The organism is Sulfitobacter sp. (assembly GCF_041552635.1).
GTDB lineage: Bacteria > Pseudomonadota > Alphaproteobacteria > Rhodobacterales > Rhodobacteraceae > Sulfitobacter.
In genome coordinates this window covers 1-17,403 of the sequence record NZ_JBFEKM010000085.1, presented here as the reverse complement: position 1 = coordinate 17,403, position 17,403 = coordinate 1, and the positions used below count along the sequence as shown (strand labels likewise).

Annotated in this window: 16 protein-coding genes; 6 read left to right on the top strand and 10 right to left on the bottom strand. The window is 58.6% G+C overall.

Annotated elements, in window-relative coordinates:
• The 5 genes from ABYT07_RS11610 to ABYT07_RS11590 form a co-directional block, all read right to left on the bottom strand.
• Positions 1 to 1,075, bottom strand: a 1,075-nt coding sequence (locus tag ABYT07_RS11610) for a thiamine pyrophosphate-binding protein (protein ID WP_372991832.1), incomplete at its 3' end; no start/stop codon positions are given.
• Positions 1,075 to 2,523, bottom strand: a complete 1,449-nt coding sequence (locus ABYT07_RS11605) for a TrkH family potassium uptake protein (RefSeq protein ID WP_372991833.1) — start codon at positions 2,521 to 2,523, stop codon at positions 1,075 to 1,077. The genes ABYT07_RS11605 and ABYT07_RS11610, both read right to left, overlap by 1 nt.
• Positions 2,524 to 2,637: 114 nt before the next feature.
• On the bottom strand, positions 2,638 to 2,874 hold the full coding sequence (locus ABYT07_RS11600) for a hypothetical protein (protein WP_372991830.1): 237 nt from the start codon (positions 2,872 to 2,874) through the stop codon (positions 2,638 to 2,640).
• A gap of 224 nt (positions 2,875 to 3,098) precedes the next feature.
• Positions 3,099 to 4,193, bottom strand: a complete 1,095-nt coding sequence (gene folE2, locus ABYT07_RS11595; protein WP_372991829.1) for a GTP cyclohydrolase FolE2 — start codon at positions 4,191 to 4,193, stop codon at positions 3,099 to 3,101.
• A gap of 96 nt (positions 4,194 to 4,289) precedes the next feature.
• Positions 4,290 to 5,474 carry an aminotransferase class V-fold PLP-dependent enzyme gene (locus ABYT07_RS11590; protein WP_372991828.1) on the bottom strand — a complete coding sequence of 395 codons (1,185 nt, stop codon included), beginning with the start codon at positions 5,472 to 5,474 and terminating at the stop codon, positions 4,290 to 4,292.
• Positions 5,475 to 5,743: 269 nt separating this feature from the next.
• Between ABYT07_RS11590 and ABYT07_RS11585 the strand changes: the two genes are divergently transcribed.
• The 3 genes from ABYT07_RS11585 to ABYT07_RS11575 are packed head-to-tail and all read left to right on the top strand — an operon-like array spanning position 5,744 to position 8,077.
• Positions 5,744 to 6,649, top strand: a complete 906-nt coding sequence (locus ABYT07_RS11585; RefSeq protein ID WP_372991827.1) for an alpha/beta hydrolase — start codon at positions 5,744 to 5,746, stop codon at positions 6,647 to 6,649.
• A gap of 12 nt (positions 6,650 to 6,661) precedes the next feature.
• A complete protein-coding gene (locus tag ABYT07_RS11580; RefSeq protein WP_372991826.1) occupies positions 6,662 to 7,366 on the top strand; it encodes a glutathione S-transferase N-terminal domain-containing protein in 705 nt (234 codons plus the stop codon).
• Positions 7,367 to 7,399: 33 nt separating this feature from the next.
• Entirely contained in the window at positions 7,400 to 8,077 is a 678-nt protein-coding gene (locus tag ABYT07_RS11575) for a Crp/Fnr family transcriptional regulator (protein ID WP_372991825.1), read from the top strand.
• Positions 8,078 to 8,126: 49 nt separating this feature from the next.
• Here the strand turns inward: ABYT07_RS11575 and ABYT07_RS11570 are convergent, their stop codons facing one another.
• From ABYT07_RS11570 to ABYT07_RS11555, 4 genes are all read right to left on the bottom strand, one after another.
• A complete protein-coding gene (locus ABYT07_RS11570) occupies positions 8,127 to 8,726 on the bottom strand; it encodes an inner membrane-spanning protein YciB (protein WP_372991824.1) in 600 nt (199 codons plus the stop codon).
• A gap of 11 nt (positions 8,727 to 8,737) precedes the next feature.
• Entirely contained in the window at positions 8,738 to 9,640 is a 903-nt protein-coding gene (locus ABYT07_RS11565; RefSeq protein ID WP_372991823.1) for a DMT family transporter, read from the bottom strand.
• Between the two features lie 25 nt (positions 9,641 to 9,665).
• Positions 9,666 to 10,865, bottom strand: a complete 1,200-nt coding sequence (gene ftsY / locus ABYT07_RS11560; protein WP_372991822.1) for a signal recognition particle-docking protein FtsY — start codon at positions 10,863 to 10,865, stop codon at positions 9,666 to 9,668.
• A gap of 315 nt (positions 10,866 to 11,180) precedes the next feature.
• A complete protein-coding gene (locus tag ABYT07_RS11555; RefSeq protein ID WP_372991821.1) occupies positions 11,181 to 12,893 on the bottom strand; it encodes an NAD(P)H-dependent oxidoreductase subunit E in 1,713 nt (570 codons plus the stop codon).
• Between the two features lie 182 nt (positions 12,894 to 13,075).
• On the opposite strand from ABYT07_RS11555, the gene ABYT07_RS11550 reads away from it, so the two are divergent.
• Both ABYT07_RS11550 and ABYT07_RS11545 read left to right on the top strand, forming a co-directional pair.
• Positions 13,076 to 14,086: an alkane 1-monooxygenase gene (locus ABYT07_RS11550; RefSeq protein WP_372991819.1), complete on the top strand. Its 1,011-nt coding sequence runs from the start codon at positions 13,076 to 13,078 to the stop codon at positions 14,084 to 14,086.
• Positions 14,087 to 14,138: 52 nt separating this feature from the next.
• Positions 14,139 to 14,534 (top strand): hypothetical protein, encoded by a 396-nt coding sequence (locus ABYT07_RS11545; RefSeq protein ID WP_372991818.1) that lies wholly within the window; start codon positions 14,139 to 14,141, stop codon positions 14,532 to 14,534.
• An 8-nt stretch (positions 14,535 to 14,542) separates the two neighbouring features.
• Here the strand turns inward: ABYT07_RS11545 and xseA are convergent, their stop codons facing one another.
• Positions 14,543 to 16,018, bottom strand: coding sequence for an exodeoxyribonuclease VII large subunit (xseA, locus tag ABYT07_RS11540; RefSeq protein ID WP_372991817.1), 1,476 nt, complete (start codon positions 16,016 to 16,018; stop codon positions 14,543 to 14,545).
• A gap of 106 nt (positions 16,019 to 16,124) precedes the next feature.
• Here xseA and purD point away from each other — a divergent pair, with 106 nt between their 5' ends.
• On the top strand, positions 16,125 to 17,390 hold the full coding sequence (gene purD / locus ABYT07_RS11535; RefSeq protein WP_372991815.1) for a phosphoribosylamine--glycine ligase: 1,266 nt from the start codon (positions 16,125 to 16,127) through the stop codon (positions 17,388 to 17,390).
• Positions 17,391 to 17,403 lie beyond the last annotated feature (13 nt).

Below are 17,403 nucleotides of genomic sequence, written 5' to 3'. Positions count from 1 at the left end.
GGATGCCTGGACGCTCTGCCTCGATCTCTGCGCGCCAGCGCGCACGGGCGGACACGACCTCTTGTGGGGTCCAGTCGCGGGCGGGCCGCGCCACATCCATCTCGCACAGATCATTGATAAATGCATCTGCGTCGTAAAGCACCTGAACCGATGCGCCTTGCCCATCCGTCAGAACGGCGGGGTCGATATCGACACGCACGAACGGGCATTGATGGCCCAAATGCGCGCGCCAAATATCAACCTCAGCCAGTTCCGTACCGATGGCAATCACCAGATCGGCGGTCGCGATCACATCTGCGCTGCCGGGCCGCGCCAGCGTTGAACCAAAGTGCAAAGGCGCATCCGGTGCCACCACACCGCGTCCGGCATATGTGGTAAAGGATGCCGCTTTAGATGCGCTCAAAAGCCGACCCACGGCCTGCGCATCGGAAACACCCCCACCGAAAACGAACAATGGCCGCGAGGCTTTTTGCAACATGGCGTGCACATGCGCGATATCGCCGCCACGTTGCTGCGTCGGACGCGGCGTTACCTCAGGGGCCTTGGGGAAAATCCCGGCCTCGGCCTCTAGAACAGCTATCGGCACTTGCAAGTGCTTGGAGCGCGGCCGCTGAAGCTTGAATTCACCCAAGGCGCGATCAATCAGCGCGTAAGCCGCATCTGCGGTCTTGGCCTCGAACGACCAATCGCAGACAGTTTCAGCCGCCGCGCGTTGGTCTTTCATCTGATGCAACTGCCCCTTGCGTGCTGCGGTCTCGTCGAGACAGCTTGAAATCACCAGCATCGGTACAGAATCGCTATAGGCCTGCCCCATCGGCGTCATGATATTGCAAAGGCCTGGCCCGGTGATCACATAGGCCACCCCCGGTTTGCCCGTGGCGCGCGCATAGCCATCAGCCATGAAACCAGCCCCCTGTTCATGGCGGGCCAACACATGTGTCAGGCCAGCTTCTTCGATACCGCGGTACATTTCCTGATTATGCACCCCTGGAATGCCAAAAATAACCTCGACCCCGCGATCCTTCAACATGTGTGAAATTTGCGCGCCCAAGGGACGGGTTTGAGCATCTGACATCAGGCTCTCCAGAATTTAAAGGTGAGGATTACGTAGACAGCCATTAGTTCAAGCCGCCCGATCAGCATCGCTGCCGTCAAAATCCATTTGGCCGTATCGTTTAGCGTACTGAAATTTCCCGCAGGCCCGATGATGTCCCCCAACCCGGGACCGATATTGGCCAGCGCCGCCCCTGCCCCGGACACAGAGGTCACAAAATCCAGCCCCGTCATGCTAAGTGCGACGGCCACCAGCCCGAACGTCAGCGTGAAGAACATGAAAAAGGACATAACCGAGATCATGACATCGCCGTTGATCGGCCGCCCGTCATACCGCGGTGTAAAGATGCCGTGGGGCGACCGGATCCGCTGCAACTGCGCGCGTACGGAGGCGAACAAAAGCTGATAGCGGAAAATCTTGATTGAACAGGCTGTAGATCCCGCACAACCGCCAATCAAACCGGTAAAGAAAAACAGCGCCACAGGGAAGGAGCCCCATGTCATATAGTCCACCGACGCATAGCCTGTCCCCGAAATGATCGAGGTGATGTTGAACAGGGATTCGCGCAACGACTGTTCCCAATGGTGCGGAAAGATGCCCTGTATCGCCACAAAGACCACGCCAACCAGAACGGCTACGGTCAGAAAAAACCCGCGCACTTGCGGGTCGCGGTGCAGCGCCAAAGGCTGCCCGTTTACAAGCTGCACATAGCGCACAAAGGGCAATGCAGCGAGGAACATGAAAAATGATGCCGCATATTCTGCATTGCCGGAAAACCGCCCGAAAGAGGCGTCATAGTTCGAAAACCCACCCGTCGAAACGGTGGTCAGCGCATGAACCGTTGCATCGAACATATCCATACCCAAGGCGAGATAGGTCAAGATGCAGGCAAAAGTCAGAAAGAGGTAGATGCCGGATATCTGGGTCGCAATCTGGCCTGCACGTGGCAGGATTTTGCCAAAGGTATCGAAAGCTTCTGATTTGAAAATCTGCATCCCGCCGACGCGCAGTTCGGGCAGAAACACCATTGCGACCACAATGATACCAATGCCGCCGAGCCATTGCAGAATACCGCGCCACAACAGCAGCCCCTTGGGCAGGGTATCAAGCCCGGTAAAAACCGTAGATCCTGTCGTGGTCAGCCCCGACATGGCCTCGAAAACCGCATCGACAAAGCGCGCCTCGGTAGCCCCCAGCATAAAGGGCAGCGCGCCGAACAGCGGCAGCATCAGCCAAACGCCCGTGGTCAGCAAAAAGGTTTGCTGAATGGTCAGACCCTCTTTGACCCCATTGGCACAGGCAAGCGCTATCAAGCTGCCGCCAAAGAAAGTGATCAGCCCGGATTCGACAAAGACTGGCCAGTGGCCACGACCTTCGGCGATATCCATCAGCATCGGCGCGACCATCGCAATGCCAAGCACCGCAACCAACAGGCCGATTACATATCCAACGGGGCGCATGTCCAACATAGGCGCAGGGTTGGCGCGGCAACGCGTCGGTGTCAAGGATCAGGCTGGTGTGAAACGAAAAACGGCCCGGACTGTGGTCAGTCGGGCCGTTTATTCAAACCGATGCTAAGCATCCTACATATAGTAGAGATCACGAAACACGTGGTGAACAAGGTCCTCGCGTGTCAGGTTCATCGCGGCCAATTCTGCGTCTGTTTTTGCTTCCAAGCGGCGCAAGTGTTCAACGCGGCCGTTCATTGTGCTGGCCAGCGTAATGGTGCTGCCCACTGAGACAAAGAATGCGCCAATGGATGACAAAACGGACTTCAGCCCGTCAAAGCCGGTGTGCGCGGATGTGTTGATATAGGCCATGTGTTACCTCAAAATTTCTGGCTTTGGTGCCGGTGGCTCCCTTGGCTATGACCATAACCTATTCAGTAGAAATGAGAATTGCCGTTTCTGCATGGCAGCATCCCGGTTTCGCTGCATCGCGGCGCAACTCGTTTCAAAAAACAGACAACCCGTGAAAAAAGCCGCACAAAATACGTGCGGCTTCGAAACTCTATGCCAAAGATAACTCCAAATACGCCGTTTGGTCAGCCGACGTGGAACAAAGTGCTGAACAGCTTGGGGTCAATGCTTTGCGCGGCGAATGTATCGCCTTCGGTCAGAATGCTGATCGCATCATGACTGTGCAGGCTTTCTTGGTGGCTGGCGATCACCCGAAAATCACCGATGCGCGGGTCGGCCTGCAGTTGTTCGCAAAACAACCGCGCCGCGTCTTCGACAAAGATCGGGTTGGCCGCGTTCAATTCGGCGAATGCCTGTTCATCCTCGCGTTTCACCATGACCTGAGTCTCGGTTGGGACGGCACGGCGGGCCGCCTCGATCAGGTCTTCGAACCACAGACAATCCGCATCGTAATTCACATCGACCGAAATCCGCGCGACCGACCGCTGCGAATGCGGTGTCGCCAATTGCCCCCGCGTGGCGCGGGCGTGTTCGGACAATTCCAAAGAACACGGACACGTAGACGAATAGACATAGTCCAGATGCATGATCTTTTTACGCACGCCGCCCATCTCGACGAGTTCCAGCGCGATGTCATAATATTGATAGCCGGAAAGACCGGACCGCAGGCTTTGGATCTTCATCGGGAAGGAAAAACGCATCTGGATGCGCGCGTCATAGCTTTCCAGATCGGCCTTGTAATCGTCCAACGCGGCTTCCATCACCTCAAAACTGAAAGTCGCATCGCCATGCTTGTAAAAGCTGCGCATGATCCGGGACATGTTGATGCCCTTCTTGTCCGCCTCAAGGCTGACCGATCCGGTCACCGAGGTTTCAAGCGTCAGATCGCCATTGTCACGGGTATGAAACTGCACAGGCAGGCGAAAGTTAGAAATTCCAACGTGCTGGATTTGCTGCATCGCGCCTCTGATCAGGCTTGATGGCCCGTTTTGCAGGTCAGGCAACGTCGCCTTGTAATTATCACCGACGGCGAAATCCTCGGGGTAAACCCGGCTGAAGTCAGGATAGTCATCCACATTTTTCAGCAACCGCGCCAAAGACGGATCCAGCGCGTCAATTTCGGTCTGGCTGGCATCCGCCGCCCAAGCGCGCAATGTATCCAATGCAGCGACGGCCGCGTCGCGGTCCGGTACGGCAGTCACAGCTGCGATGACGTTCATGATAAGGCCCCCCTTGGCAAGCTATACCATATATAGGTCACCGTTCAGAACGTTTCCAACATTCTGAACGGAATATCGCTTAAAATGCCGAAAAACTTATCCGGCGCGGTCCAGAGCTTGCTTGAGATCGGCAATCAAATCACTCACGTCCTCAAGACCGGCGGACAGACGCACAAGACCGGCCGAGATACCAAGGGTGTCTTTCTGCTCCTGTGGCAATCGCTGGTGCGTGGTGGTTGCCGGATGGGTAGCGATGGATTTTGCATCGGCGAAGTTGTTGGAAATGCTCACAATCTCAAGCGCGTTCAAGAACTTGAAACAAGCCTCTTTGCCACCTTTCACCTCGATCGCGAGCACGGTCCCCCCCGACGGGGCCTGCCCCAAAGCAAGCTGTTGCTGCGGATGTGCAGCATGGGTGGGATAGCGGACGGCGCTTAGCATCGGATGACCATCAAGGGCTTGGGCCAGCTGCAAAGCTGCCTCAGCCTGTGCGCGCACGCGCAGATCAATTGTCTCAAGCGCTTTTAGGTGCGTCCACGCGGTAAACGGGTTCATCGCGCCGCCAGTGTGTTTCATGTAGGCTTCGATGGGGCCGCGGATCAGGTCTTTGGACCCGCAAATCGCACCACCCAACAGGCGCCCCTGCCCGTCAACATGCTTGGTCGTGGAAATAATAGCGATATCCGCACCACAGGCGCGGGCATAGGAAAACACCGGCGTGGCCATCGCGTCATCCACCAACACCAGCGCGCCCACGGCATGGGCAGCTTTGACGACATGGCGCATGTCGACGACTTCTAGCGTGGGATTCGATATGCTTTCAAAGAACACCATCCGCGTGTCGGGGCGAATGGCAGCATCCCATGCAGCGTTGTCCGTGCCGTCGATCAAAGTAACCTCGACCCCGAACCGCACAAGGATGTCTTCGAGCACATAAAGGCATGAGCCGAACAGCGCGCGGGCCGCCACCACATGATCGCCCGCCTTAAGCAACGCCGTCAGCGCGCCACTAACTGCGGCCATGCCCGACGTGCAGGCAAAGCAATCCTCGTAGCCCAGCATACCGGCAATCCGGTCTTCGAACATACGCACTGTGGGGTTGCCGTAACGGGCATAGATGAATTCATCGTCGGTCAAGGATTGGAAACGAGCCTCGGCCTGTTCGGCGCTGTCATAGACAAAGCCTTGCGTCAGAAACATCGCCTCCGAAACTTCGTTATACTGACTACGGCGGGTGCCCATGTGGACAGCTTTGGTGCGCGGTTTCCAATCGTTGCTCATCTTATTCTTCCTTCCGGCCCGCACGATAACGGGCATAAAAAAACCCCAGACGCGGTCAAGCGAAAGGGGGCTTTCATCCTGACCTTTTAGCGGAATTATAGCAGGTCGCCCTGCCCGTGGCCCGCAATCCGGTAACAAATCACCACGCCCTGTTGCTACGCCCGCGCGCCTGCCGCGTCAACACCGTCACAGTGGTGTAACAAAGCTTTCATGAGCAGGTCATAGCTTTATGCCAACAAAGCCCCACAATATGTTGACAAAGGCACCCCATGGCCCTGATCCGGTTGAACGTCAGCCCTGAAACGGGCCGCATCGAACTCCACCAATCACCGCAATGCGCCCAGCGGGTGTTGCAATCGGCAGCACAGTCAAGCGGCCCGATCATCATCATGATCCATGGCTATAAATATCAGCCCGGCTCGGCCCGCCATTGCCCGCACCGGTCAATCTTTGACGCGGCAACAGGATGGCCAGCGCAGTTAGGGGTAACCGCAGGGGCCGGTCTGGGCATCTGCTTTGGTTGGGCCGCGCGCGGGTCTTTGGCGCGGATGTTTGAAACGGCGCAGCAGGTGGGCCAGCAACTGGCACAGGTGATCGCAACCGTGCACAAGGCCGCGCCGCACCGCGCCGTGCATCTGATCGCCCATTCCATGGGGGCCGAGGTCGCGCTTTCTGCCTTGGCTCAATCCGCCAAAGGGGCCGTGTCCCGGGTGGTGCTGATCACCGGTGCCAGTTTCCAAAGCCACGCCGCCCGCGCCTTGCGCAGCCCCGCCGGAAAAACAGCCGAGATTTTCAACATCACGAGCCGCGAAAACGATCTTTTCGACTTTGTCTTTGAACGGCTGTTGGGTCAGGATGCGCCAGAGGATCGCGCGCTTGGCCAAGGAATAACCGCCCCGAATGCGCTGAATATCCAGCTTGATTGCCCTGACACGCTGGCAGCCCTTACCACGCTGGGCTGCGGGATCGCCCCACCCCAAAGCCACATCTGCCACTGGTCCGGCTACACCCGCCCCGGCGCGCTTGCGTTTTACGCGCAGCTGCTGGCGCACCCCGATTTACTGTCCCTGCCCCGCGTGGCAAGCTTGCTTCCCGCAAGGCCAAGCCCGCGCTGGTCAAGACTCCCCCTTGCGGGATTGACAAAAACACGCATCATGGGCCGACTTCCAGCTTAGGAGCCTGCCCAAATGACCCAGCCCATCGATCTTTATTATTGGCCCACGCCCAACGGCTGGAAAATCTCGATTGCTCTCGAAGAAATGGGCCTGCCCTATACCACGCATCTGATCAACATCGGCGCAGGTGAACAATTCGCGCCCGAGTTTCTCAAGATTGCGCCGAACAACCGGATGCCCGCGATTGTGGATCCGGACGGGCCGGATGGCGCGCCGGTGTCGATCTTTGAATCCGGTGCGATCTTGCTTTACCTTGCCCGCAAGACCGGACAGTTCGGCGGCAAGACCGCGCGAGAACAGATCGCAGTCGAGGAATGGTTGATGTGGCAAATGGGTGGGCTGGGACCTATGGCGGGCCAAGCGCATCATTTCCTGAAATATGCCCCCGCCATGGACCCGCCCAATGATCTGCCCTATGCCAAAGACCGCTACAGATCGGAAACCGCGCGTCTTTACGGCGTGCTGGACAGGCAATTGGCGCTGCACGAATTCGTGGCAGGCCCCGATATCACCATTGCAGATTTTGCGATCTGGGGGTGGGCATCGCTGTGGGAAGGCCAACAGCAAACGCTGGATGACAAACCCCATATGGCGCGCTGGCTGGATGTGATGGGCGCACGCCCCGGCGTTCAAGCAGGTCGCGCACTTTATGCCGAAAAGCGCGCGGATTTCCGCAGCGACAAGGGGGCACAATCGACATTGTTCAAAACCAAATGATGCCGGGTCTGCGCCCGAACCCGCAGGCTGTTTGTGCCTGAGGCCCTGCAAAGCGTCACTTTTTTGGTCTATGCTGCGGGTGCCTGCTATGTGGTGGGCTTGCTGATCATAAATCAGATTATCTTGCGGTTGCTTCTCATGTGCGGGACCGCCTTTTACATCGTCTATTACGCGTATGTTGCAGATCAGCCCCTGTGGGAAGCCATCTATATCAGCGCAATGATCGGCTGCGCCAATATGTTCGGGTTGTTCGGATTGCTGGCGCGCAACTCGCGGCTGGCCATTCCGCGCGCCCACAGCGACATTTACGACCGTTTTCCCGGCCTGCCCCCCGGCGATTTCCGCACACTGATGCGCCATGCGAAACGTTACAGGCTGGATACACAGACCAAGCTGACAACCCAAGGTGCGCCGATGACGCGGCTGTTCTACACCCTGTCCGGTGATGCCTGCGTCACCAAAAACAACGACAGCTTTGTGATAGCCGCCGGTGTTTTCGTCGGTGAGATCGCGTATCTGACGGATCAGCGCGCCTCGGCCACCACGGAGCTATCCCAAGGGGCGGAGGTGCTGGAATGGTCCAGCGCCGACCTGCGGCGTTTGTCCCAAAAATCGAGCCGCTTCAAAATGGCGCTGAATGCGACGTTGTCTGTGGATATGGCCCAAAAGGTCGCGCGTTCTGTGGCCCCTATCGACGTCCAAGCCCCTTAGGACCCGGACATCATGGATGCCGGATTGGAACAGGTTTGACACCTCTGGGTTAGTCTTTTTCCAGCGCATAGATTTGGAAAACCTTGCTTTGTGCCATGAAAAAGATGAACACGGCGGCTGTCAGACCGAAGGTCTTGAAATAGACCCACGTTTCGGTGCTGGCAAACCGCCAGATGACTTCATTGGCCAATGCCAGCCCGAAAAAGCAAAGCATCAGCCGCTTGGTCAGGATCATCCAGCCCGCTTCCTGCAGGGGCATCATCTCTTCCATCAGAAACTTGAGGTAAGATTGCCCGCGCACCAAGCCAACCGCGAGGATCACACCGAACAAAAGATAAATCACCGTCGGCTTCATCTTGAAGAAACGTTCATCATTCAGCCAGACCGACAGCCCGCCAAACACCGTCACCAAGATCACCGTTGCCACCTGCATCCGGCTTAGTTTGCCCGTCAACAGCCAAAGCGTCGCCGTTGATGCGATCAGCAAGGGTACAAAAGCCGCCGTGATAATGATGAAGCCGCTGTATTCAGTGCCGCCGATGGTAAAAACATCGTCCTTAAAGTACATATACGCCACAAAAAATAGCAGCACAGGCCCGAAATCGAGCGTGGATTTGACGAGCGGATGGATTTCGCGTTTTTCGGTCATTGGGAACTCCTTTAGCCGCCCATTTCAACTATTACAGCGCCCACAGCAATCAATGCCATCAGCGCAATCCGGCGCGGGCCTACGGTTTCCTTCAGCACCAGCCAGCCGATCAAGGCCGCAAAAACGGTCGAGGTTTCGCGCAGCACCGCCGCTTCGCCGACCTTGTCCAGCCGGGTGGCCAGCATGATGGACCCAAAGCTGAAGAACGCCACAAAGCCGCCCGCGACACCGCGTGTCATCAGCGGACCAAGCGCTGGCGGGTTGGGCATTTTAAGGTAACGCCGCGTTGCGATCACAGGCATCACCAGCCCGTCGATCATGAAAAACCATGCCAGAAAGGTAAAGGGATCTTCGGTTGCGCGAATGCCGTAGGCGTCAAAGGTGGTGTACAGCGCCACGAACAGCCCCGTCATCACCGCAAGGGCCAGCGCCGCGTTCAGCGTATCGCGTTCGGACACCAGATAGACCATGTTATACAGCGCCAGCCCAAAGATGCCTGCCATCAGCACCCCCACGCCCATCCACTGGATCAACGTAAAGCTTTCGTTGAAAATCAGATACGCCCCGATCACGGTGAACAAAGGGCCGGTGCCGCGCACCACGGGATAGACGACGGTATAGGCCCCCTTGGTATAGGCCCAAGCCTGCAACAGCTTGTAGACAACGTGGATCACAAAAACACCGGCAAAAATCGCCCACATATGTGGTTCGGGCCAAGGCACCACAAATAATGCAAAGGGTGCGGCCATCATACCATAGGAGAAATCAATCGCACCGCGTGTCAGCCACGGGTCATGTCGCCCCTTTTGCAACGCACCAAACACCGCATGCAAGAACGCCGCCAGCAACGCCAGATACAAGGCCGCCTGATGCCCTGCCTCGGTGCCTTCAATCTGGGTAATCCAGTCCGTCACGGGCGCGTGCCCCGCCGTAAATTCGTCACTGTGGGTCCAACCCCATCAACGCATCCGCAAATTCCTGCGGGTCAAACGGTTGCAGGTCGTCAATCTGTTCGCCCACGCCAATCGCGTGGATCGGCAAGCCGAATTTATCTGCCAAAGCCACCAGCACACCGCCCTTGGCCGTGCCGTCAAGTTTGGTCATCACAAGACCCGAGACATCGGAAATTTCTTGAAATACCTTTACCTGATTCAGCGCGTTCTGACCCGTCGTCGCATCCAGCACCAACAATGTATTATGCGGGGCCGACGGGTCTTTCTTGCGGATCACGCGCACGATCTTGGCCAGCTCCTCCATGAGATCACCACGGTTTTGCAAGCGCCCCGCCGTGTCGATCAGCAGCAAATCCGCGCCATCGCGTTCGGCTTGTCCCATCGCTTCAAAGGCAAGGCTGGCAGGGTCCGACCCTTGGGCGGCCGTCAGCACAGGCACGCCCGCGCGGTCGCCCCAGACCTGCAACTGTTCCACGGCGGCAGCGCGGAAAGTATCGCCTGCTGCAATCACCACATGCTTGCCCGCAGCCTTGAACTGGCTGGCAAGCTTGCCGATTGTTGTCGTCTTGCCCGACCCGTTCACGCCCACAACCAGCACCACCTGCGGCGTTTTGGAATATAGCGGCAGCGGCTTGGCGATCGGGTCCATGATCCGCGCAATTTCGGCAGCCAACAGACGTTTGATTTCATCAACCGACAAACGCTTGCCAAAGCGCCCTTCGGCCATGTTCGCCGTCACCCGCAGCGCCGTGTCCACCCCCATATCGGTCGAGATCAACAGCTCTTCGAGCTGCTCAAGCATTTCGTCATCCAGCACGCGGCGCACCACGGGAGCAGAGGTCTCGCGGCCCAACAAACGGCCCATAAGAGAGGGTTTGGCAGGGGCCGCTTTGGCCGGGCTTGCCGTTTCCAAATCAGCGACAATCGGCTGGATTGTTTCGCGAATGGAAACAGGTTCAGGCGCATCTACCTCATCGGCGGGCTTGGGTGCGGGTTCATCATCCACCGCCTCGGGCAAAGCTTCTACTGCCGCTTGAGGCGTCTCCATGACCTGATCAACGGGGGCCTCGTCGATGGTTTCGGGCGTTTGCACTGCCCCGCCGTCTTCGACAATCGCCTCCAGCCCCGCGTCGATCTTGGACGAGGATTTGAACAATTTGGTTTTCAGCTTTTTGAAAAAGGCCAAGCGTGCTCTCCGGAAAAAAATTATCAGGCGTTTTCTATGGTCTGTTGCCTATGATCTATAGGCTCATTCGGCCAGATGAAAGGGTCACACCATTAATTGGCATACCCAAGGCCCTGCGTTTCCAAATGGTGTCCCACTAGGTCATCACTTTGGCCCCTGATCTGGGGCTGCAGCATTGAAAAAACGGGACGCGCCCGCCCCCTCTCATGCCAGCTAATGCCCACCCAGTTAGCAGCACGCACAAAAAAGGCCGCCTAATGCAAGGCGGCCTGATTTCTAACATGGTTTCTAGGGTGCCCAGCGCCCTTGACGGCGCTACACCTCGTTGGGGAAATGTTTCATGACCAGCCGGATCGGGTTCGGGGCCGCCTGCCCCAACCCGCAGATCGACGCGTCGACCATGGCTTGGGACAATTCCTCCAACAGGGGTTGGTCCCATGTATCCGCCTGCATCAGCTTGACCGCCTTTTCACAGCCCACTCGGCAAGGCGTGCACTGACCACAGCTTTCATCCTCGAAGAATCGCAGCATGTTCAGGGCGGCCGCCTTGGCGCTGTCGTCTTCGGACAGGACGACAACAGCCGCCGACCCGATGAACGATCCATGCGGTTGCAGCGTGTCAAAATCCAACGCGACATCCGACATCGACGCAGGCAACAGCCCCGAAGACGGCCCACCGGGCTGATAGGCCTTGAACACATGACCGTCAGCCATGCCGCCTGCGGCTTCGATGATATCGGTGATCGTTGATCCGGCGGGCAGCAGGTACATGCCCGGCTTGGCAACGCGCCCCGATACGGAATAACTGCGCAGACCTTTGCGGTCATTCTTGACCGTGCTGTTCAGAACCTGCGGCCCTTCGCGGCAGACCCGTGCGACCCAATGCAATGTTTCGACGTTATGCACCAATGTCGGACGGCCAAAGATGCCGACCTGCGCCACATACGGCGGGCGGTGCCGCGGCATGCCGCGCTTGCCTTCGATGCTTTCGATCATCGCGGATTCTTCGCCGCAGATATAGGCCCCTGCGCCGCGACGCAGATCGATATAGCCCGGCTCAACAATGCCTGCGTCCTCGAGTGCTGCGATTTCCGTGCGCAGCAGCGCCAGCACCTGCGGATATTCGTCGCGCATATACAGGAATACCTTCTCGGCCTCGACAGCCCATGCGGCGATCAACATCCCCTCAAGGAAATGATGCGGTACGCGTTCCAGATACCAGCGGTCCTTGAATGTGCCCGGTTCGCCTTCGTCCCCGTTCACCGCCATATAGCGGGGTCCAGCATTGCCGCGCACAAAGCCCCATTTCTTGCCCGACGGGAACCCAGCACCGCCAAGACCGCGCAAGCCGGCCTCAAGCAGTTGGTCCTGCACCTTTTCCCAGTCGCCGGTGGCGCGCAAGGTTTTCAATGTCTCGTATCCGCCGTCCTTGGTGTAGGCGGTAAAATCTTCGTAGTCAGGCACATGGACATGGGTATCGCCTGCGGCAATCGCCGCCTCGACCTTTTCCAATGTCGCGTGATCGACAAAGTTATGACCGATCTCAAGCGCGGGGGCGGTATCACAGCGGCCGATGCAGGGCGCACGCACGACACGGACCTGTGAGGCATCCAAGCCATCCTCGAGCGCCGATTTCAACGCCTGCGCGCCTGCAAGTTCGCACGACAGGGAATCGCAAATGCGGATGGTCAGTGCGGGCGGCGGTGTCTCGCCTTCCTTGACCACGTCGAAATGCGCGTAAAACGTCGCGACCTCATAGACTTCGGCCATGCTCATACGCATTTCCTCGGCTAGCGCACGCAGATGGGCGGCAGAGAGGTGACCATATTCATCCTGGATCAAATGCAAATGCTCGATCAGCAGATCAGCGCGTCGGGGTTTATCGCCCAGCAATGCGCGCACCTGATCCCATGCGGTATCATCCAGTTGACGCCCTTTCGTATGGGTGCGCCCCTTGCCTTTGCCGGACTTCCAGACGCCTTTTTCGGGGCCCTTGCCATCTGACTTCTTGTGCTCATCCAACGCCATATCGGCCCCCTCGTCTGGTTGTTGAAGCCTAGCTATCAAAGTTGCGCCGCCCCACACATTCGAAAAGCGACCTTTCCGTCGCGCTTTACGCGGTAGATGTGACAGGTTGGGTCCTTTTTCGTGCCGTATTTCGCCTATAAGAAACCTGAAGACCCCGACGGGACCACAACGGAGCCGCAAAGATGATCTGGTACGCCATCGCCAGCCTGACCCCCGCCGCGCTTTTGGCGCTGGCCTGCCTATTTGGCAGACCGTGGCCGCTGGCGGCCTTGCTGTCGATCACGGTGCTGGTGTTTTTCCTCGACCGCATTGCGCGGCAGCTGCCCACACGGGATACAACAGGGCGCGGCCTAAGCCTGATCTTGGCCGCCACACATTTTGCGCTGCTGCCTTTGGTTGTTTGGGGGCTGGCCGGCGACAGCGGCTTGGCCGTTGCCGACAAGGTGCTGATCTATCTTGGCGCGGGGCTGTTCTTTGGCCAAATCTCGAACTCCAACGCGCATGAACTGATCCATGCCAGCACCCGCTGGCCGCGGCGTATTGGCACGATGCTCTATTGTTCGCTGTTGCACGGGCACCATGTGTCTGCGCATCTGCGGGTGCATCATATCCACGCTGCGACCGACGCTGATCCCAATTCGGCCCGCTTGGGCGAAGGATTCTATGCCTACGCCCTACGCGTGTTGCGCGGTGAATTCATGGCAGGGCTGCATGCTGACAGCAAACAGCGCGCGCGGGCGGTGGATCAATCCGCGCGCCCCCATCCTTATGTCGGATATGTTGCAGGGGGCGCTTTGACGCTGGGCTGTGCAGCTCTCATTGCCGGGTGGGGCGGTATGCTGGCCCTGCTGGCCATCGCGTTTTATGCGCAGATGCAGCTGCTGTTGTCCGATTACGTTCAGCATTACGGATTGCGCCGCCACTTGCGCACTGATGGCCGTATGGAACCCGTTGGACCGCAGCACAGCTGGAACGCACCGGCGTGGTATTCATCTGCAATGATGCTGAACGCACCGCGCCATTCAGATCACCACATGCGCCCTGCGCGCGCCTTCCCAGCGCTTGAGGTCACGCCAGATACGATGCCGGTTCTGCCACGATCCTTGCCCGTGATGGCCGTGCTTGCGCTGGTGCCGCCGATCTGGCGACGCATCATGGACCGCCGCGTCGCACGCTGGCAAAATCCTGCCTGACGGCGCATCATCCTCTCTGGATCAGCCGCAGCCTTTCTGTCAGGTTAAAGACATGAAACATATTCTCATACTCCTTGTCTGTATCGTGGCGGCCCCACTGGCGGCGCAAACCGCCATGACGGCGCAGGAATTTGACGCCTATACCCGTGGCAAAACCCTGTTTTACAACAGCAACGGTCAAACCTACGGTGCCGAACGCTATCTTGAGAACCGGCGTGTCGAATGGTCGTTTCTGGACGGAGAGTGCAAACCGGGGGAATGGTACGAGGACAACGGCAAAATTTGCTTTACCTATGACGACAACCCGGATGCGCAGTGCTGGACGTTTCAACTGGGTGACGCCGGATTGATCGCGCGGTTTGAAAACGACCCGACCACGACCGACCTTTACGAGGCAGAAGACATCGACGAAAAGATGCTGTGCCTTGGCCCCAAAACCGGCGTCTAAGGCTGGCGTTAAAACAGGCTGCCCTGTTCAGGGGGCTTTTTGACTGCCTTGCGCGGGGCCGTCGTACCGCCGATTTGCAAGCGACCATCTGCGAATTCAATCTCGAGCGACGTCGCCGCTTTGGCCGCCTTTTTGGTCGTGACCAAAGCCCCGTCGCCGCGCACCACTGCATAGCCACGCGCCAGCGTCGACTTGTAACTTAGCATTTCGTGCAGACGGTCTAGCCCTGCGACCTGCTTGCGCCAGCCTTGGGTTTGACGCTGCCCAGCATCTGAAAGACGTCGCGCAAGGCTTTGGAACGCCTCGGTTTTACGCTTATGATCCTGCACCAACGCCTCGGGTCGGAACCGGGATGACAGCGCGGCCAGCCGCCGCTGTTCGGATTGCAGGGCACGGGTCAGCGTGCCGGGGCGCAGCACGCCAGACATATCCGCCAGCCGCACCTTGCGTTTTTGCACACCCGTGGTCAGCGCAGGGGCCAGACGTCCGCCCAGCAGATCCAGCCTTTGGCGCGGCCCGTCCAGCAAACTCTCCGCCCGTGGCAAGGCCCGCGCCATATCGCGCAACCGCTGATCGCGCCGCACCAGACCCTGGCTCAACGCGCGGGTCATGCGTGCCTCTTGCCCGTCCAGCCAAGCGACCAGTTCGTGCCGCACCGGCACGGCCAGTTCAGCCGCTGCCGTGGGTGTGGGCGCGCGCATGTCAGAGACATAGTCGATCAATGTCGTGTCTGTCTCGTGCCCCACAGCCGAGATCAGCGGGATCTGCGATGCAGCCGCGGCCCTTGCGACGATTTCCTCGTTAAAGCCCCACAGATCTTCGACAGATCCGCCACCCCGCGCGACGATCAGCAAATCAGGTCGCGGGATCGCCCCGCCGTGGGTCAGCTTGTTGAACCCTTCGATTGCGCGCGCCACTTCGGGTGCACATTTCGCGCCCTGCACCGCCACCGGCCAGATCAGCACCTTGCGCGGAAAACGGTCGCGCAACCGGTGCAGAATATCGCGGATTACGGCCCCCGAGGGCGAGGTCACAACCCCGATCACATCCGGCAAATAGGGCAACGCGCGTTTACGTTCGGGGGCAAACAGCCCCTCGGACGCCAGCGCCGCCTTGCGTTTTTCCAGCAGCGCCATCAACGCGCCCATGCCCGCAGGTTTGATGTCTTCGATCACGATCTGGTATTTCGACTGCCCACCAAAGGTGGTGATGCGGCCCGTTGCGATCACTTCCATCCCTTCTTCGGGTTGGGTTTCCAGACGGGCAGACACGCCTTTCCAGATCACGCCCGAAATCACCGAACTGTCATCCTTGAGGTCAAGATAAATATGCCCCGACCGCGGACGGCTGACGCGCCCCACCTCGCCGCGAATCCGGACATGGGCAAATTCCCCTTCGATCACCCGCTTGATCGCACCAGAAAGCTCGGTCACGGTGAATTCAGGGCTGTTTTGCCCCTCGCGGGGGTCGTCGATCAGGTCCATGCGGGCGTCCTTTGGGGCTTGGTTCAGGTCTGCGCTCGTGTCTGACTTGTGTATTTCGCGACCCCAGCTTAGAACGCGCAGCAACCAAGGCCAAGGGAGCGCATTCATGAATATCCTCATTTTGGGCAGCGGCGGGCGTGAACACAGCCTTGCCTGGGCCGTTTTGCAAAACCCCAAATGCGACAAGCTGATCGTGGCCCCCGGCAATGCGGGCATCGCCGCGATCGCCGATTGTGCCACGTTTGACATTAATAGCGGTGCTGCGGTGGTCGAATTTGTCGCCGAAAACAGCATCGACTTCGTTATCATAGGACCAGAGGCACCGCTGGCCGCCGGGGTTGCCGATGATCTGCGCGCCGCTGGTGTGCTGACCTTCGGGCCATCAAAAGCTGCCGCAGCACTTGAGGCCTCCAAGGCCTTTACCAAAGAGATTTGCGATGCTGCAAACGCCCCCACGGCGGCCTATGGCCACTTTACCGATGCGGCATCTGCCCGCGCCTATCTGGCTGACCATCCTGCCCCGATCGTGATCAAGGCAGACGGTCTGGCCGCAGGCAAGGGCGTGATCATCGCCGAAACAGACGCAGAAGCGCTGGCCGCCGTTGACATCATGTTCGACGGTACCTTTGGCGACGCCGGTGCCGAAGTGGTGATCGAAGAGTTCATGGACGGCGAAGAAGCGTCGTTCTTTGTGCTATGCGACGGCGACACTGTGCTGCCCATCGGCACGGCCCAAGACCACAAGCGCGTGGGCGACGGTGACACGGGGCCAAACACCGGCGGCATGGGGGCCTATTCGCCTGCGCCCGTCCTAACCGACGAGATCGCGGAACGCGCCTTGGCCGAAATCATCCGCCCCACGATGGCAGAAATGTCCAAACGCGGCATGCCATATCAGGGTGTGCTATATGCGGGACTGATGATCAAAGACGGCGCGCCGCGTCTTGTGGAATATAATGCGCGGTTCGGGGACCCTGAATGTCAGGTGCTGATGATGCGGCTGGGCGCACAGCTGTTTGATCTGCTGCATGCCACAGCCGAAGGCCGGTTAAGCGAGATGCGCGTCAACTGGGCAGAGGATCACGCGGTGACCGTTGTTATGGCGGCGTTGGGCTATCCCGGAGACTATGAAAAAGGCAGCGTTATTGCCGGGTTGGAAGATTTGCCAGAAGACAGCCGGAACATGGTATTCCACGCAGGGACGGCCGAAAAAGATGGTCAAATCATCGCAGTCGGTGGGCGGGTTTTGAGCGTGACGGCCCGCGGCGAAAGCCTTGCTGAAGCACAGGCGCGGGCGTACAAAATGGTTGACGCGGTGGATTGGCCGGGCGGGTTCTTCCGGCGCGATATTGGCTGGCGTGCGCTAACGTAAACTGGTGTCGGAG

Coding starts and splice junctions, on each gene's coding strand:
- ABYT07_RS11605 (WP_372991833.1), bottom strand. CDS start 2,523: ATGTTGGACATGCGCCCCGTTGGATATGTAATCGGCCTGTTGGTTGCG.
- ABYT07_RS11600 (WP_372991830.1), bottom strand. CDS start 2,874: ATGGCCTATATCAACACATCCGCGCACACCGGCTTTGACGGGCTGAAG.
- folE2 (WP_372991829.1), bottom strand. CDS start 4,193: ATGAACGTCATCGCAGCTGTGACTGCCGTACCGGACCGCGACGCGGCC.
- ABYT07_RS11590 (WP_372991828.1), bottom strand. CDS start 5,474: ATGAGCAACGATTGGAAACCGCGCACCAAAGCTGTCCACATGGGCACC.
- ABYT07_RS11585 (WP_372991827.1), top strand. CDS start 5,744: ATGGCCCTGATCCGGTTGAACGTCAGCCCTGAAACGGGCCGCATCGAA.
- ABYT07_RS11580 (WP_372991826.1), top strand. CDS start 6,662: ATGACCCAGCCCATCGATCTTTATTATTGGCCCACGCCCAACGGCTGG.
- ABYT07_RS11570 (WP_372991824.1), bottom strand. CDS start 8,726: ATGACCGAAAAACGCGAAATCCATCCGCTCGTCAAATCCACGCTCGAT.
- ABYT07_RS11555 (WP_372991821.1), bottom strand. CDS start 12,893: ATGGCGTTGGATGAGCACAAGAAGTCAGATGGCAAGGGCCCCGAAAAA.
- ABYT07_RS11550 (WP_372991819.1), top strand. CDS start 13,076: ATGATCTGGTACGCCATCGCCAGCCTGACCCCCGCCGCGCTTTTGGCG.
- ABYT07_RS11545 (WP_372991818.1), top strand. CDS start 14,139: ATGAAACATATTCTCATACTCCTTGTCTGTATCGTGGCGGCCCCACTG.
- xseA (WP_372991817.1), bottom strand. CDS start 16,018: ATGGACCTGATCGACGACCCCCGCGAGGGGCAAAACAGCCCTGAATTC.
- purD (WP_372991815.1), top strand. CDS start 16,125: ATGAATATCCTCATTTTGGGCAGCGGCGGGCGTGAACACAGCCTTGCC.